The organism is Solimonas sp. K1W22B-7 (assembly GCF_003428335.1).
Classification (GTDB): Bacteria; Pseudomonadota; Gammaproteobacteria; order Nevskiales; family Nevskiaceae; genus Solimonas_A.
In genome coordinates this window covers 4,386,379-4,409,397 of record NZ_CP031704.1, presented here as the reverse complement: position 1 = coordinate 4,409,397, position 23,019 = coordinate 4,386,379, and the positions used below count along the sequence as shown (strand labels likewise).

Here is a 23,019-nt window from a genome sequence, read left to right as displayed (position 1 = left end):
CGTGCTGCGATTCGCGATGCGCCGGCTGCTGGCCTCGATTCCGACACTGCTCGCGCTGATCACGCTGGCGTTCTTCATGATGCGCGCCGCACCGGGCGGCCCCTTCGACAAGGAGCGCTCGCTGCTGCCGGAGATCGAGGCGGCGATCAACGCGGCCTACCACCTCGACGAGCCGCTGTGGCAGCAGTACCTGCGCTACATGGGCGGCCTGCTGCGCGGCGACCTCGGCCCCTCGTTCCAGTACTCCGGCTTCTCGGTCACCGAGCTGATCGCGCAGGGCTTCCCGGTGTCGCTGACCATCGGCCTGTCGAGCATGCTGCTGGCCCTGCTGGTGGGCGGTGCGGCCGGCATCTGGGCAGCGCGCAAGCAGAACGGCTTCGGCGACTGGTCGGTGATGACGCTGTCGATGGCCGGCATCTCGCTGCCCAGCTACGTCGTCGCGCCGCTGATGATCCTGCTGTTCTCGGTGACGCTGCACTGGCTGCCGGCGGGGGGCTGGGAGAAAGGCCGCTTCCAGGACATGCTGATGCCGGTGATTGCGCTGGCGTTGCCGCAGATCGCCTACATCGCGCGCCTGATGCGCGGGTCGATGATCGAGGTGCTGCGCTCCAACTTCATCCGCACCGCCCGCGCCAAGGGCCTGCCGGAGCACCAGGTGATCCTGCGCCACGCGCTCAAGCCGGCGATGATGCCGATCCTGTCCTTCCTCGGCCCCACCGCGGCCGGTGTGATCACCGGCTCGGTGGTGATCGAGCAGATCTTCGGCATCCCCGGCCTGGGCCGCTACTTCGTGCAGGCGGCGATCAACCGCGACTACACCCTGGTGCTGGGCGTGGTGATCTTCTATGGCCTGCTGATCGTGCTGTTCAATTTCCTCGTCGACCTGCTGTACGGGGCGCTCGATCCGCGCGTGAGGGTGGAATGAGCCAGCTTCCCCAACCCGTGGTGGGTCGCAGCCTGTGGCAGGACGCCTGGCGCCGCCTGCGCCACAACCGTGCCGCGCTGGTCGCCGGCATCGTGCTGGCGCTGATGCTGCTGGCGATCCTGTTCGGCCCGCTGTTCAGCCCCTACGCCTACGACGAGATCGACTTCACCGGCAGCTGGGGCGCCGAGCCGACGCTGCACGACGGCCATGTTTTCGGCACCGACAGCGTCGGCCGCGACCTGTTCTCGCGCACCCTGGTGGGCGGGCGCATCTCGCTGATGGTGGGCATCGTCTCCACCCTGGTGTCGCTGCTGATCGGCGTCGCCTACGGCGCCATCGCCGGCTACTACGGCGGGCGCGTGGACCAGGTGATGATGCGCGTGGTCGACGTGCTCTACGCCTTGCCCTTCATGTTCTTCGTGATCCTGCTGATGGTGCTGTTCGGGCGCCAGCTGCTGCTGATCTTCGTGGCGATCGGCGCGGTCAACTGGCTGGACATGGCGCGCATCGTGCGCGGCCAGACCCTGTCGCTGCGGCGCCGTGAATTCATCGACGCGGCGATCGTCGCCGGCACGCCGCCGCGCGAGATCATCCGCCGCCACATCGTGCCCAACCTGATGGGCGTGGTGGTGATCTACGCCACGCTGACGATTCCCCAGGTTATTTTGGTGGAGTCCTTCCTGAGCTTCCTCGGCCTGGGCGTGCAGGAGCCGATGACCAGCTGGGGCTCGCTGGTCAACGACGGTGCGCGCGAAATGGAGGCCACGGTCTGGCCGCTGCTGTTCCCGGCCGGCTTCCTGGCACTGGCCCTGCTGTGCTTCAACTTCCTGGGCGACGGCCTGCGCGATGCGCTGGATCCGAAAGATCGCTGAAAGGCCAATGCAGTCCGCGAATGAACGCAAATGAACGCGAATATGAAAACATCTGCTGAGGAAAGGCCGGCTGCTGTGGCGGGACCCGCTTTCTTCTCATTTGCGTCCATTCGCGTTCATTTGCGGACCGCGTAGGCTTTACCCATGCCCCTGCTCGAAGTCGAACACCTGGAAATCAGCTTCCGCACGCCGGAGGGTGAGCTGCGCGCGGTCAACGACCTGTCGTTCCAGGTCGGGGCAGGGGAGGCGCTGGGGGTGGTCGGCGAATCCGGCTCCGGCAAGTCGCAGACCGCGATGGCGATCATGGGCCTGCTGGCGCGCAATGCCACGGCACGCGGCAACATCCGCTTCGACGGCCAGGAATTGCTGAAGTTGCCGGCGGCGCAGATGAACCGCATCCGCGGCGCGCAGATCGGCATGGTCTTCCAGGACCCGATGACCAGCCTCAACCCCTACCTGTCCATCGGCACGCAGATGGCCGAGGTGCTGGTGCAGCATCGCGGCATGAACAAGGTAGCGGGGCTGGCGGAGTCGGCGCGCATGCTCGATTCCGTGCGCATCCCCGACGCCACGCGGCGGCTGGATCAGTACCCGCACGAACTCTCGGGCGGCATGCGCCAGCGCGTGATGATCGCCATGACCCTGCTGTGCCGGCCGCGCCTGCTGATCGCCGACGAGCCGACCACGGCGCTCGACGTCACCGTGCAGGCGCAGATCCTGGAGTTGCTGGGCGAGCTGCGCCGCGAGTTCGGTGTGGCGGTGCTGCTGATTTCCCACGACCTCGGCATCGTCAGCGAACTCTGCGAGCGCACCCTGGTGATGTACGCCGGCCAGCTGATGGAGAACGGTCCCACCGAGCGCCTGCTGACGCGGCCGGGCCACCCCTATACCCGCGGCCTGCTCGATTCGCGGCCCGGCCTGGACTCACCGCTGGACCTGCCGCTGGCGGCCATCCCGGGTGCGCCGCCGGACCTGCTGCAGCTGCCCCCCGGCTGCCCCTTCCAGCCACGTTGCGCGCAGGCCTTCGAGCCCTGCGGCCGGCGGCCGCCGGTGCTGCAACACCCCGGCGGAGTGCTGCGCGCCTGCCACGCAGCCTGAGGCCGTATCCGGTCTGCTGCAGGCGACCGCGACCGCGACAGCGGATCGGGCCAGCGACCGTTCCCGAAGCCGCAACAGCAGCTTATTGGCCTTAGCTCAGGTTGATTCCTGAGCGCGATTCCGCATAGATTGCGGCACACAAACCAATCGTGGGGTGACGGGCCTTCAAAAGGGGGCCGGCCACCGCGAACGCAGCAAACGAGCGGCCAGCACCCATGCCGGCCAGACCCAAGCGACGGGGGAGAGAATGGGAATGACGATTGCGCGCCGCAGCCATCGGAGCCTGACGGCTCTTGCTGCCTTTTCGGTACTGGCCTGGTCGGGCATCGCTTCGGCGATCAGCTTCGAACTGCCCTGGGGTGAAGACGGCCAGCAGATCGAGGGGGTGCTCAACACCACGATCACCGCCGGCGCCTCCTGGCGCATGGAGAAGCGCAGCAGCGATCTGGTCGGCAAGGCCAGCCTGAATCCGGGCCTCTGCGGCCGCGATCCCGACACCGGCCGGACCTACTACCAGTCCTGCCAGGGCCTGTTCAAGGACCAGTCCTTCGCCGCTGCCCGCCTGGCGCAGTTCCCCGGCCAGTACACGATCAACGCCGACGACGGCAACCTGAATTACCAGAAGGGCGAGATCGTGCAGGCGCCCATCAAGGTCACCCAGGACTTCACCGCGTCGATGGGCGACTTCGGTGTGTTCATCAAGGGCCTGTACTTCTACGATTTCTACAACAACGATTTCACCGATCACAATCCCAACCGCATCACCCAGGACAACTACCTGCAGGTGGGCAACGCCACCGGCCTCGGTACCGAGGTGCTGCCGCTGCCGCGCAACGACTCCAGGCCCTGTCCGCCGGGGCGCACCGCGCCCGGTGGCGTCGGTCCCTGCTACATCCTCTACGGGCCGGGCGGCGACGTACACCAGAAGCGCGACGACGGCGAGACCCTGCGCCAGATCGGTACCGACCTGCAGCTGCTGGACGCCTACTTCTACGGCCGGCTGCCGCTGTGGGGCGACAAGGAAGCCACCTTCAAGATCGGCCGCCAGAACCTCAACTGGGGCGAGTCCACGCTGCTGGTGTTCAGCTCGCTGAACACCATCAATCCGATCAACGCCAACAACTTCTTCCGCACCGGCTTCCAGGTGGAGGAAGTGTTCCAGCCGGTGGGCATGGCCTACCTGTCGATGGAGCCCTTCGAGAACGGCACGATCGAGGCCTTCTACCAGTACGAGTGGGTGCCGCTGGAAATCCCCGCTCCCGGCTCGTTCTACTCCTTCGTGGACCTGGGCAGCTACAACGCCGTGGATCACTTCAACCTCAGCTTCGGCCAGGCGCCGGACGATCCCGACCAGCTGGCGCGCCTGCTGGACAACCCGCTGTCGGGCCTGACCAACACCTCGGGCACCGGCTACCGCCTGCGCGACAAGAACCCGGAAAACGGCGGACAGTACGGCGTCTCGCTGAAGTACTACGCCGAGTGGCTCAACGACGGCACCGAGCTGGGCGCCTACTTCGCCAACTACCACTCGCGCCTGCCGATGGTCAGCGCCTACTCGGTGACCACCGCCTGCAGCAAGAACACCAGCAACACCCTGGAGTTCCTGCTGGCCTGCCCCGGCATCTCGCTGCTGACCTCGGCCTTGCCGGGCTACGGCGGCCCCGAAAGCGTCCAGAACGGCGACGACGGCCGCACCAACATCGGCAGCGCGGTCAACTTCGACTCCGTGCGCATCCAGCTGGAGTACCCCGAAGACCTGAAGATGTTCGGCCTGTCCTTCAATACCACGGTCGGCGAATTCTCGATCCAGGGCGAGGTCGCCTACCGTCCCGACGAGCCGCTGCAGGTGGACCTGGAAGACCTGATCTTCTCCGCCTTCGGCCCGACCCTGTCGAACTGCGGCACCACCGTGGAATGTGCCGGTACCGGCGATCTCACGGGCACCGTCACCGACCTGCTGGCCGTCCCCGGCCTGGATCCGCGCCTGGGGCAGCTGCTGCAGGGCCTGCTGGCCAATGTCACCGCGCTGGGCAGCGTGCTGGGCCTGCCGGCCGGCGGCCCCATCGGCGGCCTCGGCACCATGCCGGACGGTACCCTGGGCATCTACGGCTCCAGCGACGCCTACAGCGACTGCCGCACCAACCAGGCAAACCCCTGCGACACCTACGACCTGCTGGTGGGCCACATGACCGGCTCCGGCCGTTCGTTCCCGTCCTACCTGATCCCGTACCGCGGCCAGGTCATCGGCACCAACGCCGGCAGCGACCGCAACTCGCCGCTGAACCACCGCAACCCGGGTTACCTGCGCGGCTGGGAGACCTTCGACACCTACCAGTTCAACCTCGGCGGCACCTACGTTGCCGGCGCCACCGACAATCCGATCGGCGCCGACCAGGTGCTGATGCTGTTCGAAACCGGCGCCACCTGGGTGCCGGACCTGCCGAGCCTGGACGTGTTGCAGCTGGAGGCGCCGGGCACCTATACGCATGCCAGCGCCGGTGCCGACGGCTCGGGTGCCAACGGCTCCGCCCAGGCCTGCTCCACCAACCCGACCTGCGTGATCGGTCCCGATGGCCTGCGCTTCAACCCGCACCAGCAGGATCGCAAGGGCTTCCCGGACAAGCTGTCCTACGGCTACGTGATCATCAGCCTGATTCGCTACGAATCCGTGCTGCCCGGCATCAGCCTGGCGCCGCAGATCGTGTGGAAGCATGATGTGAAGGGCACCGCCCCGGGCCTGGCCGGCAACTTCGTGGAAGGCCGCAAGCAGACCAACTTCACGATCGAGGCGCGCTACAAGTCCTTCATGTCGCTGAACCTCGGCTACACCTGGTTCTTCGGCGGCGGCCCCTACAACCTCAATGCCGACCGCGATACCGCGCAGGCCTTCGTCAAGTTCCAGTTCTGATCCCGGCGGGGCGCGCTGAGAATGCCGCCCCGCTTTCTTTTGCACCGAACAATCCGATCGTTTAATTATGCAAGACCATGACTTCGAACCGGCGTCCCTGAGCCGCCGCTCCGTCCTCAAGCTGGGCCTGGCTTCCAGCGTGGTGCTGGCTGCCGCCGGCATCGGCGGCACCCTGTCCGGATGCGCGCGCCGGGAACAGGCCGCCGCCGCCGGCCTGCGCTGCCTGCGCGATGCCGACGTGGAGCTGTTCCGCGCGCTGCTGCCGGTGATGCTGGAGGGCAGCCTGCTGGCCGCTCCCGCGGGACAGGCGCAGCTCAGCGGCCTGCTGGCGCGCGTCGACGATGCGGTACTGCGCCTCGGTGCGCCGGCACAGCGCGAGGTGTTCAAGCTGTTCGACCTGCTGCACCTGCGGCCGACACGCTGGCTCACCACCGGCGTCGCCGAGCCCTGGCGCGAGGCCACGCCGCAGCAGGTCGCCGCCTTCCTGCAGCGCTGGCGCGACAGCCGGGTCGGCCTGTTCAACGCCGGCTACCTGGCGCTCAACAAGCTCTGCTGCACCGCGCACTACAGCCAGCCCGAGGGCTGGGCGCAGCTGGGCTATCCCGGGCCGCTGGCCTGGGCCTACCAGTCGCTCAACAGCTGACACCGCCATGGCCATCGACGACATCTACACCGACGGCATCGCCAGTGGCTGGCGAGTGCGCGACGCCTCCCTGCTGACGCAGGACCTGACGCTGGAGGCCGACGTGGCGATCGTCGGCAGCGGTGCCGGTGGCGGCACCGCTGCGGAGATCCTCAGCGCCGCCGGCCTGCGCGTGCTGATCCTGGAAGAGGGTCCGCTGCAGACCGCACGCGATTTCCGCGACATGAACGAGGCGCGTGCCTACGCCACGCTGTACCAGGAGGGTGCCGGCCGCGCCAGCTCCGACGGGGCGCTGCAGATCCTGCAGGGCAGGGCGGTGGGCGGTACCACCACGGTCAACTGGACCTCCAGCTTCCGCACGCCGCCGGAGACGCTGAAGCACTGGGCCGGAAAGCACGGCGTGCGCGGCGCCTCGGTGGACGAGATGGCGCCCTGGTTCCAGCGCATGGAAGAGCGCCTGGGCGTTGCGCCCTGGGCGATGGCGCCCAACGCCAACAACGCGGTGCTGCGCGACGGTGCGCAGAAGCTGGACTGGGAATGGCATGTCATCCCGCGCAACGTGCGCGGCTGCTGGAACCTCGGCTACTGCGGCGTCGGCTGCCCCACCAACGCCAAGCAGTCGATGCTGGTCACCACGATCCCGCAGGCGCTGCGCCAGGGGGCCGAGCTGGTGCATCACCTGCGCGTGCAGACACTGCGCTTCGAGGGCGGGCGCGTGGCAGGCCTGGATGCGCTGGCGCTGATGCCCGATACGCTCTCGCCCAGCGGCGTGCGCGTGACCGTGCGTGCGCGGCACTACGTGCTCTCCGGCGGCTCGATCAACACGCCGGCGCTGCTGCTGCGTTCGCGCGCACCGGATCCCCACGGCCAGACCGGCGCGCATACCTGCGTGCATCCGGTGGTGCTGAGCCTCGCCGAGATGCCGCAGAAGGTCGATGGCTACTATGGCGCGCCGCAGTCCATCGCCAGCGATCACTTCCAGTGGAAGGACGGCGCCACCGGCGCCGCCGGCTTCAAGATGGAGGTGCCGCCGATGATGCCGGCGCTGGTCTCCACCATGTTCGGCCGCTTCGGCGGCGACCTGAAGGACGAGGTTTCGCACTTGCCGCGACTCAACGCCGCGCTGGCGCTGATGCGCGACGGCTTCGTCGATGATGCGCCGGGCGGGCAGGTGCGCATCGACGAACAGGGTAACCCGCTGCTGGACTACGACATCGGCGAGTATCTCTGGCATGGCATGCGCGAGGCCTACCGGCGCATGGCGGAGCTGCAGTTCGCGGCCGGCGCCACGCGTGTGCGCCAGGTGCACCTGGATGCGCGCTGGACCGGCAATCCCAGCGACGCGCTGCGCCACGTCGACACGCTGCAGATGAAGAAATTCCGCACCGGCCTGTTCAGCGCCCACCTGATGGGCGGCTGCGCCATGGGCAGCGATCCGAAGAACAGCGTCACCGACAGCAACGGCCGGCATCACCAGCTGGAGAACCTGCATGTGTTCGACGGCTCGCTGTTTCCGACCAGCATCGGCGCCAATCCGCAGCTGTCGATCTACGCATTGGTAGCCAAGCATGCGACGCGGCTGGCGGGCGAACTGGCGCGCAAGGATCCGCATGCGGTTTGAAGCCAGGGCCCCAGCTGCATTCCGCAATCCCCTGACCCCCCATACGGGGGGACACGCCGCTTTTGGGGGGTGAGGCGACTGCCCCTGTGGGTCCATGGTTGCGTCCACGCCAACACCACGGGGACGTCATCATGCAATTACAGGGAACGTTTGCGGCGCGCGCCTGGCGCGTCGCCATCGCGGGCACGCTGGCCTTGCTGGCCGCAGCCTGCTCCGACACTGATAACGGAGGACCGGACGGCGGCGAAGCTGCCGAGGTGGAGCTGAGCGGTACCGCCGCGGTCGGCGCGCCGATCACCGGCGCGGTGGTCACCGCCAAGTGCGGCGGTGGCCAGACCTTCACCGGCAACACCACGGCCAACGGCAGCTATCGCATTCCTGCGATCCCCGCCTCGGCGCTGCCCTGCGCCGTGCAGGTGAGCGGCGGTTTCATCGGCGGTGTGGCCAACACGCAGGCCTTCCACGCCTTCACCACCTCCGGCGGCACGGTGAACCTCACGCCGCTGACCGACCTGGCTGTGGCCCTGGCCAGCGGCATGAATCCCGGCGCCTGGTTCAATGCGCTCAGCGCCAACAACCCGCCGGACCTGGACAACCTCACGCCGGCACTCACCACGCTGCTCAACAAGCTGCGCGCGGCCGGCTACAACATACCCAGCAATCTCAACCCGGTCACCACGTCGTTCACCCCGGGCCCCACCAATCCCTACGACCTGCTGCTGGAAGCCCTGGCCGACCGTCTCGGCGCCACCGGCAGCAGCTACGGCGAGCTGCTCGTCGAGGTGGTGGAAGACGGAGCGGACTTCGCGCCGCCGCCGGCCGAGGAGGAGGAAGAGCCCACGCCGGGCGGCACCACGCCGGGCACCGTGAACGCGGCGCTGGCCGGCAGTCTCACGCTGACCTACTTCCAGGAAGCCAGCGGGGCACCGTTCACCGACAGGCAGCAGGTGCCGGTGGTGATCGGCGCCAACAACACGCTGCAGATCGACGGCAAGACGCTGGGCAATCCGTACTTCCGCAACTTCAATGGCCAGCCGCACCGTCCCGAGATCATCTGGTTCGACGCCGCCAGGAAGCTGGAGTACGCGCTGACCGACAACGAGCTGGGTCACTTCAACGAGATCAACGTGGGCGACACCACCGGCGCCAACGCCCAGGGCATCCCGCGCTTCCTCGGCCAGCTGCGCAGGCCGGCGGTGACCGTGATCGTGCCTGCGGCGCTCAACGGCAGCTACACGCCGCGCATCGTCAACAAGAGCGGCAGCCTCAACTACACCGTGGGGAACAACCTGCCGATCACGATCGCCACCGACAGCATCAACATCGACAACGGCAGCTTCGTGTTCCAGCCCGGTGACGACGGCTACCGGGTGTTCGACAACACCCACTCCACCGTCGAGCCGAACTACCGCGTCACCAGGAATGTCGGCTCGACCATAACGCTGGACCTGACCCTCTACGTCAACGGCGAACAGATGGTGGCGTTCAAGCTGGAACGGACGCAGCAGATCGGCGACGGTGTGTTCTCGACCGCTTCGCTGTATGCCGAGAAGCGGCCGATCCCGGAGAACGTGCTGGCCTTCTTCAACGCAGCCGTGGCCAGGTCGCCGGCGACGCTGACGGTCGTGGAGGACAACGCCGGGTACAACAGCCGCTATCCTGCCAAGTGCGCGACGATGAAGCTGAGCATGTTCAAGAATGGCGAGGGCGATGGCCTGAGCTTCACCTACTTCCTGCAAAAGGGCGCGCAGCTCGACGAGTACGTCGATCAGCAGATCTACGCCGCCTCGGATACACGCTACAAGGAAGAAGGGGGCAACAAGATCATGACCTTCAGCCACAACCGCGTCGTGCTGCGGGCTGACGGCAAGGTCGAAGTGGTGGCTTTCCTGGGCGCGGCAGACAAGGATATTGCCACCAATGATGGGGACGATATCCGCGACGCCGGCTGCACGCTTCCCTGAACCCCGGGGCGGGGGCGGGGGCCGGCCACGGCCCCGCCGACCCCCTGGAATAAACCCCCTTGTCTGTCAAGGCTGACGGCCGGGTCAGGAAAAGAGTAGTCTCGCGCCGTTTTCAGCCGTGAACGTGCCCGCTTCCGGGCCTGCCGCCGCGCTGGAACCGGCATGAAGCACTTCTTTCAGGGACTGGGTCGCATCCTGGTCGGGCGCCCGCTCGATCCGCTGGACCCGCGTACGCGCCACAGCCTTGCACTCGTCGCCTTCCTGGCCTGGGTAGGCCTGGGTGCGGACGGCCTGTCTTCCAGCGCCTACGGCCCGGAGGAAGCCTTCCGCGCCCTGGGGTCACATTCGCACCTGGGCCTGTGGCTGGTGATCGCCACCGCGGTCACGGTGTTCGTGATCGCCCTGGCCTACAACCAGGTGATCGAGCTGTTTCCCTCCGGCGGCGGCGGCTACAAGGCTGCCACCAAGCTGATCGGGCCCTACGCGGGCCTGGTGTCCGGCTCCGCCCTGATCATCGACTACGTGCTGACCATCACCATCTCGGTGGCGGCCGGCGTGGACGCCATCTTCAGCTTCCTGCCGCACGATTGGCTGGGCTGGAAACTGGCGGCGCAGGGTCTGGCGCTGCTGCTGCTGCTGGGCCTGAACCTGCGCGGCATGAAGGAATCCATCCGCATCCTGCTGCCGCTGTTCCTCGGCTTCTTCGTGTCGCACCTGGTGCTGATCGTCTACGGCATCCAGCACCATGCCGATGTGCTCGATACCCTGTTCATGGAGACCGTGGAAGAGACCCACGAGCTGGCCGATTCCGCCGGCTGGGTCTTCACCATCGCCCTGCTGCTCAAGGCCTACTCGCTGGGCGGCGGCACCTACACCGGCCTCGAGGCCGTCTCCAACAACGTCAACATCCTGGCCGAGCCGCGCGTGCGCACCGGCCACCTGACGATGCTCTACATGGCGCTGTCGCTGGCCTTCGTCGCCTCCGGCATCCTGCTGCTGTACCTGCTGTGGGCGGTGGAGCCGGTGCCTGGGCAGACGCTCAACGCCGTCACCTTCGGCAAGATCATCGACAGCATGGGCATCGGCGACCCGGGGCTGTCGCATGGCCTGCTGGTGACGGTGCTGATACTGGAAGCCTGCCTGCTGTTCGTGGGCGCCAACACCGGCTTCCTCGGCGGTCCTTCGGTGCTCGCCAACATGGCGGCGGACCGCTGGGTGCCGCGCCAGTTCCGGCAGCTGTCCAGCCGCCTGGTGACGCAGAACGGCATCCTGCTGATGGGCATCTCGGCCATGGCCGTGCTGCTGTGGAGCCGCGGCAGCGTGCACCTGCTGGTGGTGCTGTACTCGATCAACGTGTTCATCACCTTCACCCTGGCCATGGCCGGCCTCTGCCGCCACTGGCTGGACCAGCGCCGCTTCATGCAGCCCTGGCTCCGCTCCTTCCTGCTGTCGGCAGTGGGCTTCGTGGTCTGCGGCTTCATCCTGGTGGTGACGCTGGTGGAGAAGTTCGCGCACGGCGGCTGGGTGACGCTGCTGATCACCGGCAGCGTCGCCGGACTGGGCCTGCTGATCCACCGCCACTACGAGGGCGTGGCCCGGCAGATGGCGCTGATCGAGAACCACTACGCCCCGCGCCCGACCTGGGACACCGACACCGAGAACCCGCCCGAGGACAAGAGCGCGCCCACCGCCGTCTTCCTGGTCGGCAACAACCGCGGCGCCGCCATGGTGATGCTGGAATGGGCGCGCAAGCAGTTCCCCGACCGCTTCCGCAACTACCTGTTCGTGTCGGTGGGCGAGGTCGACAAGCAGAGCTTCGACGGCGGTGGCGCCATCAAATCGCTGCAGGTGCGCATCGACAACTCCCTGCGCTACCTCACCAGCTACTGCGCCAGCCGCGGCCTGCGCGCCGCCGCCTACCAGGCCTACGGCAACGATCCGCTGCAGGAACTCGCCGAGCTGCTGGAAAAGGTGCTGTCCGAGTACCCGGACAGCCTGTGCTTCGCCAGCCAGCTGATGTTCGAGCACGACCACACCGTGACCCGCTTCCTGCACAACCAGATGCCCCTGGCGATGCAGCGCCTGCTGAGTCTGCGCGGCAAGGAACTGGTGATCGTGCCGCTGCGCGTGCCGGAGATTCCCGAGGACAATCGCGAGCGCTTCAGTACCTCGCGTTGAGGAATATTCGGTTGTGGCACTGATCCGGCAAAGGGTACGTTTCGTGATCACAGCTGAGAAGATTATTTGGAAGACGGCACCCGCGAACGCCTTCCTTCTCGTTTTTGCTCTAGTCGGACTGTTTCGGTATGGCAGCGCTTGGGGGTTCTTTTTCCTGGGCTTAAGCGTGCTGGTTACCTGTGTCGGGGCAGTGCTTGCTCATCGAGGAAGACGGACGGCGGACTGAACTGCTCTGCCAAGTCCAACTGATGAAGTTACTCCGAATTCCTTAAGGGCCCCAAATACAAAGCCCGCCATCCGGCGGGCCTTGTATTTGTGCATCTCGGATGCCTGATACCTCAAGCCCCCTCCGCCTCCGGCGCCAGCGGCACCGGCACTTCCTCCGGCGCACCGAGGAACTTGGGACGGGTGTTCAGCACGAAGATGTCCAGGATCGCGGCGACGCGGGCGAAGACTTCGCGCACGGGGTGGCGGTTGCCGGGGCGGCCGTCGGCGTTGGCCGGGGCGATGAAGGCGTAGGCCGGCACGCCGAACTTGCGGGCGATGAACACGGCGCGGTAGGTGTGGTATTTCTGCGTGACGATGGTGAAGCGTTCCAGCTTGAACACCTGCTTGGCGCGCACCACCGAGTCGAAGGTGCGGAAGCCGGCGAAATCCAGCGTGACGGCTTCTTCCGGCACGCCGGCCAGCATCAGCGCCTTGCGCATGGCGCGCGGCTCGTTGTAGGTCTCGTCCGGGTTGGCGCCGCTGACGATCAGATGCTTGACCTTGCCGACGCGATACAGCTCCGCGGCCGCGTCGATGCGGCCCTGGAAGGCGGGGCTGGCCTTGCCGCTGGCGAGGTAGGGGCTGGTGCCGAGCACCAGCCCCACATCGTTGTCCGGCAGCAGCGCCCACTTGTCGGTGATGTAGGCATCGCTGCTGTTGATGACCCAGCGGTTGCCCAGCAGCACGACGAGTACGACGGTCCAGGCGCTGATCAGCAACCAGCGGCGGACGCGGCGTCGGGTGGAAGGTTTCAAGCGACCAGGCCCCACATCATGTAGAAGAACATCAGCACCTGGGCGGTGTAGAACGCGGCGCGCAGCATGACCATCCAGTGCGAGACGCCCATGATGTGCACGAGGCTCTGGGCCAGGCGCGCGATCAGCACGTAGCAGGCCAGCGTGTCCACCACCGGCTGTTTGCCCATGGCATAGGCCGCCAGGACGATGGCGGCGAACACCGGCAGGTTTTCCAGGCAGTTGAAGTGCGCATGCTCCATGCGTTTGACCATCGACGGGCGCTCGCGTTCCGCGCCGCGGGTCCAGGAGTCGGCCTTGACCCCGCGCAGGATCTCGAGGGCGCGCCAGTTGACGGCGATGAAGACCAGCAGCAGGGTCCAGGCGGTGAATCCGATCAGAGCGACGAGTGCGGACATGGTTCTCCCCTTGTTTCTCTAGTGGTGGTTACAGCGGCAATCAGTGTTTGTGGGCCAGCTTCTTCATGCCCTGTTCCAGGCCGGACAGGGTCATGGGGAACATGCGCTCACGGCCAAGCAGTTCCTGGGTGATCTGCACCGACTGGGTGTGTTCCCAGTATTGCGGATTTTCCGGGTTGAGCCAGATCAGGTGCGGGAAGACATCCATCACGCGCTTGAACCACAGCGCGCCGGCCTCCTCGTTCCAGTGCTCGACGCTGCCGCCGGGCTGGACGATCTCATAGGGGCTCATGGTGGCGTCGCCGACGAAGATCACCTTGTAGTCCGGCGTGTACTTGTGAAGGACGTCGTAGACCGACAGCCGCTCGCCGTTGCGGCGGTTGTTGTCCTTCCACACGGTTTCGTAGATGAAGTTGTGGAAGTAGAAGTATTCCAGGTGCTTGAACTCGGTCTTGGCGGCCGAGAACAGCTCCTCGCAGACGCGCACGTGCGGGTCCATGGAGCCGCCCACGTCGAGGAACAGCAATACCTTCACCGCGTTGTGGCGCTCGGGGATCATCTTGATGTCGAGGTAGCCGGCGTTGCGCGCGGTGGAGCGGATGGTGTCGTCCAGGTCCAGCACGTCGGGCGAGCCCTCGCGGGCGAAGCGGCGCAGGCGCCGCAGCGCCACCTTGATGTTGCGCGTGCCCAGTTCCAGGGTGTCGTCGAGGTTGCGGAACTCGCGCTTCTCCCAGACCTTGACCGCGGTCTTGCCGCCGCCCTGGCCGCCGATGCGCACGCCCTCGGGGTTGAAGCCGCCGTTGCCGAAGGGCGAGGTGCCGCCGGTGCCGATCCACTTGTTGCCGCCCTCGTGGCGCTCCTTCTGCTCCTCGAGGCGCTGCTTGAGCACTTCCATGAGCTTGTCCAGGCCGCCCATGGCCTGGATCTTGGCCTTTTCCTCGTCGCTGAGCAGCTTCTGCGCCTGCAGGCGCAGCCACTCCTCGGGCACGCTGGCGAACAGCTCGCCGGTCAGCGCCTCGATGCCCTTGAAATAGGCGGCAAACGCCCGGTCGAAGCGGTCGAACTGGCTTTCATCCTTGACCAGCGTGGTGCGGGCCAGGAAGTAGAAGTCGTCGAGCGAGAAGATCGCGACGTTCTTGGACAGGGCTTCCAGCAGCGTCAGGAACTCGCTGAGGCTGGACTTGAGCCCGGCGGCGCGCAGGGCGAAGAAGAACGAGAACAACATGGGATTCCCCACCGTGTCGGCATTTTCCGACATTCTAGCGGCTAGGGAAGGGGGAGGGGGAACCTCCGGCAAGCGCCTGCCGCGCAGCGGCAAAGCCTGCGGCGCTACAGCAGACGGGCCTGCCGCCTCAGGCGGCGGCCGGTACCGGCTTGCGCAGCGGCGTGACCTTGGGCGAAGCCTGGTTCAGGTGATCCAGCTGTACCCAGCGCAGGATGCTGATGTTGCCGTTCTGGTCTTCGGCCAGGGCGGTGCAGCTTTCCACCCAGTCGCCGCAGTTGTAGTAGTCCACGCCCTCGATCTTGCGGGCCTCGGCATGGTGGATGTGGCCGCAGACCACGCCGTCGAGCTTGCGGCGGCGGCATTCGTGGGCCAGCGAGTCCTCGAAGGTGGACACCACGCTGACCGCGGTCTTGACGTGCTGCTTGGCGAAGGCCGACAGCGACCAGTAGCGCATGCCCAGCAGAGAACGGCCGCGATTGAACCAGTAGTTGAAGCGCATGGTGTTTTCGTACAGCGCGTCGCCGGCCATCGCGATCCACTTGTGGTAGCGCGTGATCACGTCGAAGAAATCGCCATGGGTCACCAGCAGGCGGCGGCCGTCGGCGGTGATGTGGATCGCCTCGTTGAGCAGGCGGATGTTGCCGACTTCCAGGCGGTAGTCGACGAACTTGCGCAGGAACTCGTCGTGATTGCCGGTGATGTAGACCACCTGCGTGTCGCGCTTGGCCTTGGTCAGGATCTTGCGGACCACGTTGGTGTGTTCCTGCGGCCAGAACCAGCCGCCGGTGAGCTTCCAGCCGTCGATGATGTCGCCGACCAGGTAGAGCGTGTCGCAGGTATGGGCCTTGAGGAAGTCCGTCAGGTGGTCGGCCTTGCAGCCGGCCGTCCCCAGGTGCACGTCGGAAATCCAGATCGTGCGGTAGTGGGTCTTCTGCTCAGTGCTGTCGTCATCCTTCTTCATGCGTCTCAGCATGAAACGGGGCGGTGAAGTGCCCATTGCAAAGGGATGAAACTTTTGTGTCAGAGCCCCTGGCGGCGCAGGAAATCCGCCACCGCGGCATGGCAATTCGCAGGGTCCTCCTGCATGAAGCAATGCCCGCCGGGCAGTTCCAGGAATTCGGTCCGGGGACTGACACGCTGCGCCACGCGCCGCGCCCAGGGGAAGAAGCCGTAGCTGCCGGTGCCGCTGACGAACAGCGCAGGGCATTGCAGGCGGCGGAAGGCGCCCCAGGGCCAGACCGGCTGCTCGAAGATCTCGGCTTCCAGTTCGCGCGGGCAGGCCAGCTGCACCTCGCTGCCCTTGCCGGTGTCGCTTAGCGCGTGATCGACGAAGCTCTGCAGCGCCTCGTCGGTCCAGCCGGCGTAGATGCCGCGCCCCTTGAGGCGCGCGAAGGCCGCTTCGCGGCTGTCCCAGGTGTTGCGCCGCCGCCGGGCGGCCTTGGCCATCGGGTGACGGCCGACCATGCCGCCGAGATGCACCGCCGCCCACATCGGTGCCGGCATCACGATCGGGTCCAGAAGCACCACGGCGCGGAACAGCCCCGGATACTCGGCTGCCAGGCGCAGCGTCAATGCGCCGCCGAAGCTGTGGCCGATGCCGATCAGGGGCGCCTGGTCCAGGCCCTGCGCCGCGATCACCGCCCGCGCCCGTTCCAGCACGGCCGGCACGCCGGAGAAGCGCGGCGGTGCCTCGCTGGCGCCGTGGCCCTCGATGTCGCTGCAGAACAGCCCGTATTGCGGCAGGAACCGGCGCAGGAACGGCCAGTAGACGCCGCCGCAGAAGCCGTTGCCGTGCAGGAAGTGCAGGGTCGGGCCGCTGCCGCTGCGGCGCCGTCCACGCCAGGCGGGTTGCCCGGGGCGGAGGTCTTCGGTGGGCGTCAGGCCGAGATACCCGGCGTTAGCATCGAAAGTCATATTCATAGTGGTGTTCATGCGCGCGGCCTTGATTCTGGCACGGGCGGATATAATTCATGTTCTGCATACGTCGTTGGAGCTGGACATGAGTCTCGATCTGCAAGCCGTCAACCGCGACCTGGGGCAAAACCCCGAGGCGCTGATCGCCTGGGCCCTGGCCCAGGATCCGGGTGCGATCATCACCAGCAACTTCCGGCCGTTCTCCGCCGCGATCCTGCACCTGGTAACGCGCCAGCGCCCGGATATCCCGGTGGTGTGGATGGACTCGGGCTACAACACGCCCAGCACCTACCAGTTCGCCGACGAGCTGACCGCGCAGCTCAAGCTGCGCCGCCTGATCTACCAGCCGCTGCGCTCGCGCGCCCATCGCGAGGCGGTGGATGGTGCGGCGGTGCCGGAGCTGGACACCCCGGCGCACGAGCGCTTTACCGAGGAGGTGAAGCTGGAGCCGTTCCGCCGCGCGCTGCGCGAGCTGCAGCCGAAGATCTGGATCACCGGCGTGCGCGCCGGCGACACGGCGCACCGCGCCGGCATGGACCCGGTGTCGCTGGACAGCCGCGGCGTGATCAAGGTGGCGCCGATCCTGCAGTGGGGCTCGAAGGAGCTGTGGCAGTACCTCAAGCAGCATGGGCTGCCGGACAACCTCGAGTACTACGACCCGACCAAGGGCGATGACAAGCGGGAGTGCGGGTTGCAGACGGCGTGAGCTGCTCTTCTTGTCCCCTCGCCCGCTTGCGGGAGAGGGGGAGGGGAGAGGGCTTCTGTATATCTTGCGGTGGTTAGCCGGGCGGGATTTACAGAAACCCTCTCCCGCCCTTCGGGCACCCTCTCCCGTAGACGGGAGAGGGGACAGCGGGAGGGTTACTCGATTCCCAGTTTTTTAATCCGATACCGCAGCGACCGGAAGCTCATCCCCAGCAGTTCCGCCGCCTTGGTCTTGTTGAAGCGCGCCTTTTCCAGGGCCTCCTGGATCGCCTTGCGCTCGATGTCTTCCATCTGGTCTTCCAGCGCGCCCCCGGCGGGGGCGCCGCCGGGCAGGTTGCGCAGCTGCAGGTCCAGGGCGGTGATCTGCTCGCCGTCGCAGAGGGTGATGGCGCGTTCCAGGATGTTCTCCAGCTCGCGCACGTTGCCCGGGAAGGGATAGGCCTTGAGCGCGGCCTTGGCGCCGGCGTCCAGCGTCGGGCTGGACGGCAGGGCGATCTCCTGCGCCAGGCGGGCGAGGATGCTGTCGGCCAGCAGCGGGATGTCGCAGGCGCGGTCGCGCAATGGCGGCGTGCCCACTTCGATCACGTTGAGGCGGTAGAACAGGTCCTGGCGGAAGGCGCCGCGGGCGACCAGGTCGCCGAGGTTCTTGTGGGTGGCGGAGATGATGCGTACGTTGACCGCCACCTCGGACTCGCTGCCCACCGGGCGCACGGCGCGCTCCTGCAGGGCGCGCAGCAGCTTGACCTGCATGTGCAGCGGCAGGTCGGCGACCTCGTCGAGGAACAGGGTGCCGCCCTCGGCCGCCTGGAACAGGCCGGGCTTGTCCTTGAGTGCGCCGGTGAAGCTGCCTTTCAGGTGCCCGAAGAACTCGCTTTCCATCAGCTCGGAGGGGATCGCGCCGCAGTTGACCGGGGTGAAGGGGCCGGAGGCGCGCGGGCCGCGGTTGTGGATCAGGCGCGCCACCAGTTCCTTGCCGGTGCCGGACTCGCCGGCGATATGCACCGGCGCCTGGCTGCGCGCGAGGCGCTCGATCATGCCGCGCAGCTGGCGCACGCTTTCGTGCTCGCCCAGCAGGCCGCCGTCGTCGCTGGCCGGCTTGTCGTCGCGGTTGCGCAGCTTCAGCGCCGCGTCCACCAGCTTGCGCAGCGACTGCAGGTCCACCGGCTTGGAGACGAAGTCGAAGGCGCCAGCCTTGAGGCTCTCCACCGCCGCCTGGGAACTGCCGTAGGCGGTGATCACCGCCACCGGCATTTGCGGGTACTGCTTCTGGATGTGCTGCACCAGGCTGACGCCGTTGCCGTCGGGCAGGCGCATGTCGGTGATGCAGAAGTCGAAGGCCTGCTCGCCCAGCAGGCGGCGGGCGTCCTGCAGGGTGGCGGCGGAACGGGTCTTGAGCCCCATGCGCGACAGGGTGATCTCCACCAGTTCGCGGATATCGGCTTCGTCGTCGACGATCAGTGCGGCTGCGCCTTTCATTCTCGGGGTTCCATCGAAAACAGGATGCGAAAGCACGCACCGCGGGTCTGCGGCACCAACTGCAGCCGCGAGTGATTGTATTCGCAGATTTCACGCGCCAGGTACAGGCCCAGGCCGGTGCCGGCGTTGTGGGTGGTGAAAAACGGCTCGAATACCTTATCGAACAGGTCCGGGGCGATGCCGGGGCCGTTGTCGGCCACTTCCAGGTAGATGCGGCCGTTGTCCAGGCGCTCGGCGTGCAGCAGCACGCGCGCCCTGCCATTGGCGCCGCCGCCGTGCTCGAAGCTGTTGTCCCAGAGGTTGAACAGCACCTGCTGCAGGTGGCCCGGGTCGAAGCGCACCTCCAGGCTGCCCGGAACGTCGAGCAGGTCCAGCGTGCGCGAGGCCTGCGGGTAGCCTTCCTGGTAGACCGCGATGGTGCGCTGCAGCCAGTCGCGCAGCACCAGGGTTTCCTGGCGGGCGTCATCGCGGCGCGACAGCTCCAGCACGTCGCGCACGATCTTCTCGATGCGTCCGGAATGGCGCTGGATCATGCCCAGCAGGCGCTGGTTCTCGCCCTGGATCTCGCTGGACTCGGCCAGCAGCTGGCCGGCATGGGTGATGGCGGACAGGGGATTGCGGATTTCGTGCGCGATGCTGGCCGACAGCCGGCCCAGCGCCGCCAGCTTCATCTGCTGCGCCTGCTCGCGCAGCTGTCCGGCGCTGTCGAGCAGGATCAGCAGCGGGGCCTGGGTGCCCCAGCCCAGGCGGGTGAAGCGCAGCAGCAGTTCCTGGCCATGGGCGTTTTCGCTGTAGGGCTGCAGGGCGCCCGGGTCGTTGTCCTGCCACAGGCGCAGCTGCTGCTCCAGCCGCGGCAGCTCGTCGGCCAGGCTGCGGCCGACGCCGACGCTGCGGCCCAGCAGGCGCCGCGCCGCGGCGTTGACGGTGCGGATCTGCAGCTGGGAGTCCACCACCAGCACGCCGGTCTGCATCGCCTCGATGATGCTTTCGTTGAGGCGCGACAGGTTGGCGAATTCGCTGCCCACCCGCTCCGCCATGGCCTCGCTGCGCCGGGCGCGCTGGGCCACGGCGTTGGCGGCCATGCTGATCGCGAACAGCATCAGGCCCAGTACGCCGGTCTGGGCGTACTCGGAGGGCTCGAAGCGCAGCTGCTGCAACTGCCGGATGGTTTCCTCGCCGAACATCGTCAGCGTGGCCAGGGCGGCCTGCAGCACCGCCATGCGCGGGGTCAGGATCAGGCTGCAGCCGATGATCGGCGTCAGCAGCAGGACGCCCAGGCCCTCGGGTACGCCGCCGGTGGCATAGACCAGCCAGGTGACCATGCCCAGGTCGGCGACGAAATGGACCTGCGCCTGCACGTCCAGGCGCGGCCAGCGGTAGACCACCAGCAGCAACAGCAGCAGCGCGACGAAGGCGTAGCTGTAGCAGGCCAGGCGGAAGCTGTGGGGGTGGAACTGCTCGAAGATATTGGCGCCGACGCCGCTCTGGTACAGCAGCAGCAGCAGGACCACCAGCGACAGGCGATACAGTCCGAGCGCGGAAAGGACCCGCCAGTCGTCGGGACGCGGGGCGGAGGTCTCCGCCTTCATTCGCCGCAGCGGCCGCAGCGTCCGTCGCGGGACAGCGCCTTGGCCGGCAGGTAGGTGCCGCACTTCTGGCAGGGCGCCATCGGCTCGAACTGTTCCTGCTGCGGCGGCCGCTGCAGCTGGCCGCGCTGGAATTGCTGGAACAGGCGCCACGCGATCCAGGCGAGGGCGGCTAGCAGAAACAGGCGAAGGATCATCGGCACCGCTCAAATGGGCGAAGATGCATTGTAGGACAGCATCCGCCACGACGGCGGATGAGATCATTTATTTTATACAAAGTTTAATATTTAATTAATTAAAACAAATCGACGTTTCGCCCGGCGTACCTCGTCCGAATGGTGTTTTGCCTTCGCGGTATCGCTGCGCGAGAATGCGCGGCCCTTGTTTGACCGCCCACCTCCTTCTCTACGGGGAAATGCATGAATCTGCACGAGTATCAGTCCAAGGAAATCTTTACGCGTTACGGGATCCCGGTCCCGCAGGGGCAGTTGGCGGCCAGCCCTGAACAGGCCCGTGCGGCTGCCAAGCAGCTCGGCGGCGACAAGTTCGTCGTCAAGGCCCAGGTGCATGCCGGCGGTCGCGGCAAGGCCGGCGGCGTGAAGCTGGTCGAGGGCTTCGATGCCGTCGAGGAAGCTGCCAAGAAGATGCTGGGCCAGCGCCTGGTCACCAAGCAGACCGACGCTGCCGGCCTGCCGATCAACACCGTCTGGGTCGAGAAGCCGTCGGGCATCGCCCGCGAGCTGTACGTCGCCGGCCTGATCGACCGTTCGCGCGAGCGCGTCGTGTTCATGGCCTCCGCCGCCGGCGGCATGGACATCGAGGAAGTGGCCGACCACACCCCGGAGAAGATCAAGCGCATCTTCGTCAACCCGGCCGCCGGCCTGCAGCCGTTCCAGGCGCGCGAGCTGGGCTTCTTCATGGACCTGACCAAAGAGCAGGTCGACCAGTTCACCAAGATCATGCAGGGCCTGTACCGCATCGTCACCGAGTGCGATGCCAGCATGGTGGAGGTCAACCCGCTGATCATCACCACCGAGGGCAATGTCATGGCCCTCGACGCCAAGCTGAACTTCGACACCAACGCCCTGTACCGCCAGAAGGAAATCGCCGGCATGCGCGATCACTCCCAGGAGGATGACGCGGAGCGCGAGGCCAGCAAGTTCGACCTCAACTACGTGACCCTGGGCGGCGACATCGGCTGCATGGTCAACGGCGCGGGCCTGGCCATGGCCACCATGGACATCGTCAAGCTGCACGGCGGCAAGCCGGCCAACTTCCTCGACGTCGGCGGCGGCACCACGGCGGAAAAGGTCACCGAGGCCTTCAAGCTGATCACCCGCTCGCCCGAGGTCAAGGCGATCTTCATCAACATCTTCGGCGGCATCGTCCGCTGCGATCTCATTGCCGAGGGCATCATCCAGGCCTGCAAGCAGACCGGTCTGAAAATCCCCGTGGTGGCGCGCCTGCAGGGCACCAACATGGAGAAGGGTCGCGACATGCTGAATGCCAGCGGCCTCAAGATCACCCCTGTGAGCGACCTCACCGAGGCGGCCAAGACCGTCGTCGCGCTCGCCAAGTCTGCCTGAACCCGGAATCCCCTCATGAGCATCCTGATCAACAAAGCGACCAAGGTCATCTGCCAGGGCTTCACCGGCAAGCAGGGCACCTTCCATTCCGAGCAGGCGATCGCCTACGGCACCAAGCTGGTCGGCGGCGTCACGCCGGGCCGCGGCGGCAGCCAGCACCTCAGCCTGCCGGTGTTCGACACCTGCCATGACGCCGTCGCCGACACCGGCGCCGACGCCACCATGATCTACGTGCCGGCGCCGTTTGCCGCCGACGCGATCCTGGAAGCGGCCGATGCCGGCATCAAGGTCATCATCTGCATCACCGAAGGCATTCCGGTGAACGACATGGTGAAGGTCAAGGCGACGCTGCGCGCCCAGTACCCGGGCAGCGTGCTGATCGGCCCCAACTGCCCCGGCGTCATCACCCCGGGCGAGTGCAAGATCGGCATCATGCCGGGCCACATCCACAAGGCCGGCAAGATCGGCATCGTGTCGCGTTCGGGCACGCTGACCTATGAAACCGTGCACCAGACCACCCAGAACGGCCTCGGCCAGTCGACCTGCGTCGGTATCGGCGGCGACCCGGTGCGCGGCCTCGGCTTCATCGAGGTAATCGAGCTGTTCGAGAAGGACCCGGCGACCGAAGGCATCATCATGGTCGGCGAAATCGGCGGCTCCTCGGAAGAGGAAGCGGCCGAGTACATCAAGGCGAGCGTCAAGAAGCCGGTGGTGGCCTACATCGCCGGCGTCACCGCGCCCCCGGGCAAGCGCATGGGCCACGCCGGCGCCATCATCTCGGGCGGCAAGGGTACGGCCGACGAGAAGTTCAAGGTGCTGGAAGCCGCGGGCGTCAAGACCGTGCGCTCCCCGGCCGACCTCGGCGCGGCGATGCTGTCGCTGCTGAAGTAAGGCGTTA

General features: G+C 66.8%; 19 protein-coding genes. 11 read left to right on the top strand and 8 right to left on the bottom strand.

Annotated elements, in window-relative coordinates:
- Position 1: 1 nt before the first annotated feature.
- The 8 genes from oppB (at position 2) to D0B54_RS19815 (ending at position 12,209) form a co-directional block, all read left to right on the top strand.
- Positions 2-925: an oligopeptide ABC transporter permease OppB gene (oppB, locus tag D0B54_RS19850; RefSeq protein WP_117293445.1), complete on the top strand. Its 924-nt coding sequence runs from the start codon at positions 2-4 to the stop codon at positions 923-925.
- Positions 922-1,797, top strand: coding sequence for an ABC transporter permease subunit (locus D0B54_RS19845; protein WP_117293443.1), 876 nt, complete (start codon positions 922-924; stop codon positions 1,795-1,797). The genes oppB and D0B54_RS19845 overlap by 4 nt, the downstream gene beginning before the upstream one ends.
- A 144-nt stretch (positions 1,798-1,941) precedes the next feature.
- Positions 1,942-2,895, top strand: coding sequence for an ABC transporter ATP-binding protein (locus tag D0B54_RS19840; RefSeq protein ID WP_117293441.1), 954 nt, complete (start codon positions 1,942-1,944; stop codon positions 2,893-2,895).
- Between the two features lie 253 nt (positions 2,896-3,148).
- The gene (locus D0B54_RS24895) at positions 3,149-5,803 is read left to right on the top strand and encodes a DUF1302 domain-containing protein (protein ID WP_240433471.1); all 2,655 of its coding nucleotides are present in this window, start codon (positions 3,149-3,151) and stop codon (positions 5,801-5,803) included.
- 67 nt (positions 5,804-5,870) lie between these two features.
- Entirely contained in the window at positions 5,871-6,446 is a 576-nt protein-coding gene (locus tag D0B54_RS19830; protein ID WP_117293438.1) for a hypothetical protein, read from the top strand.
- A 7-nt stretch (positions 6,447-6,453) separates the two neighbouring features.
- Entirely contained in the window at positions 6,454-8,067 is a 1,614-nt protein-coding gene (locus D0B54_RS19825; RefSeq protein ID WP_117293436.1) for a GMC family oxidoreductase, read from the top strand.
- 131 nt (positions 8,068-8,198) lie between these two features.
- Positions 8,199-10,031, top strand: a complete 1,833-nt coding sequence (locus D0B54_RS19820; RefSeq protein ID WP_117293434.1) for a carboxypeptidase-like regulatory domain-containing protein — start codon at positions 8,199-8,201, stop codon at positions 10,029-10,031.
- Between the two features lie 162 nt (positions 10,032-10,193).
- A complete protein-coding gene (locus tag D0B54_RS19815) occupies positions 10,194-12,209 on the top strand; it encodes an APC family permease (protein ID WP_117293432.1) in 2,016 nt (671 codons plus the stop codon).
- Positions 12,210-12,547: 338 nt separating this feature from the next.
- Here D0B54_RS19815 and D0B54_RS19810 read toward each other — a convergent pair whose 3' ends face one another.
- The 5 genes from D0B54_RS19810 to D0B54_RS19790 form a co-directional block, all read right to left on the bottom strand.
- Positions 12,548-13,231, bottom strand: a complete 684-nt coding sequence (locus D0B54_RS19810) for a SanA/YdcF family protein (RefSeq protein ID WP_117293430.1) — start codon at positions 13,229-13,231, stop codon at positions 12,548-12,550.
- A complete protein-coding gene (locus D0B54_RS19805) occupies positions 13,228-13,629 on the bottom strand; it encodes an MAPEG family protein (RefSeq protein ID WP_117293428.1) in 402 nt (133 codons plus the stop codon). Before D0B54_RS19805 ends, D0B54_RS19810 begins: the two co-directional genes overlap by 4 nt.
- A gap of 40 nt (positions 13,630-13,669) precedes the next feature.
- The gene (locus D0B54_RS19800; protein WP_117293426.1) at positions 13,670-14,854 is read right to left on the bottom strand and encodes a vWA domain-containing protein; all 1,185 of its coding nucleotides are present in this window, start codon (positions 14,852-14,854) and stop codon (positions 13,670-13,672) included.
- 127 nt (positions 14,855-14,981) lie between these two features.
- On the bottom strand, positions 14,982-15,815 hold the full coding sequence (locus D0B54_RS19795) for a UDP-2,3-diacylglucosamine diphosphatase (protein ID WP_117293424.1): 834 nt from the start codon (positions 15,813-15,815) through the stop codon (positions 14,982-14,984).
- A gap of 59 nt (positions 15,816-15,874) precedes the next feature.
- A complete protein-coding gene (locus D0B54_RS19790; RefSeq protein ID WP_162932582.1) occupies positions 15,875-16,768 on the bottom strand; it encodes an alpha/beta fold hydrolase in 894 nt (297 codons plus the stop codon).
- 85 nt (positions 16,769-16,853) lie between these two features.
- Between D0B54_RS19790 and D0B54_RS19785 the strand changes: the two genes are divergently transcribed.
- Positions 16,854-17,474: a phosphoadenosine phosphosulfate reductase domain-containing protein gene (locus D0B54_RS19785; RefSeq protein WP_117293420.1), complete on the top strand. Its 621-nt coding sequence runs from the start codon at positions 16,854-16,856 to the stop codon at positions 17,472-17,474.
- 155 nt (positions 17,475-17,629) lie between these two features.
- Here the strand turns inward: D0B54_RS19785 and D0B54_RS19780 are convergent, their stop codons facing one another.
- From D0B54_RS19780 to D0B54_RS24445, 3 genes are read right to left on the bottom strand one after another with little or no spacing between them, the layout of a single operon-like run.
- The gene (locus tag D0B54_RS19780; RefSeq protein ID WP_117293418.1) at positions 17,630-18,949 is read right to left on the bottom strand and encodes a sigma-54-dependent transcriptional regulator; all 1,320 of its coding nucleotides are present in this window, start codon (positions 18,947-18,949) and stop codon (positions 17,630-17,632) included.
- Positions 18,946-20,538 carry a sensor histidine kinase gene (locus D0B54_RS19775; protein WP_162932581.1) on the bottom strand — a complete coding sequence of 531 codons (1,593 nt, stop codon included), beginning with the start codon at positions 20,536-20,538 and terminating at the stop codon, positions 18,946-18,948. The genes D0B54_RS19780 and D0B54_RS19775 overlap by 4 nt, the downstream gene beginning before the upstream one ends.
- Positions 20,535-20,732, bottom strand: a complete 198-nt coding sequence (locus D0B54_RS24445; protein WP_162932580.1) for a hypothetical protein — start codon at positions 20,730-20,732, stop codon at positions 20,535-20,537. The genes D0B54_RS19775 and D0B54_RS24445 overlap by 4 nt, the downstream gene beginning before the upstream one ends.
- A 222-nt stretch (positions 20,733-20,954) precedes the next feature.
- Between D0B54_RS24445 and sucC the strand changes: the two genes are divergently transcribed.
- On the top strand, positions 20,955-22,121 hold the full coding sequence (gene sucC, locus D0B54_RS19770) for an ADP-forming succinate--CoA ligase subunit beta (RefSeq protein ID WP_117293414.1): 1,167 nt from the start codon (positions 20,955-20,957) through the stop codon (positions 22,119-22,121).
- 15 nt (positions 22,122-22,136) lie between these two features.
- On the top strand, positions 22,137-23,012 hold the full coding sequence (gene sucD / locus D0B54_RS19765) for a succinate--CoA ligase subunit alpha (protein ID WP_117293412.1): 876 nt from the start codon (positions 22,137-22,139) through the stop codon (positions 23,010-23,012).
- Positions 23,013-23,019 lie beyond the last annotated feature (7 nt).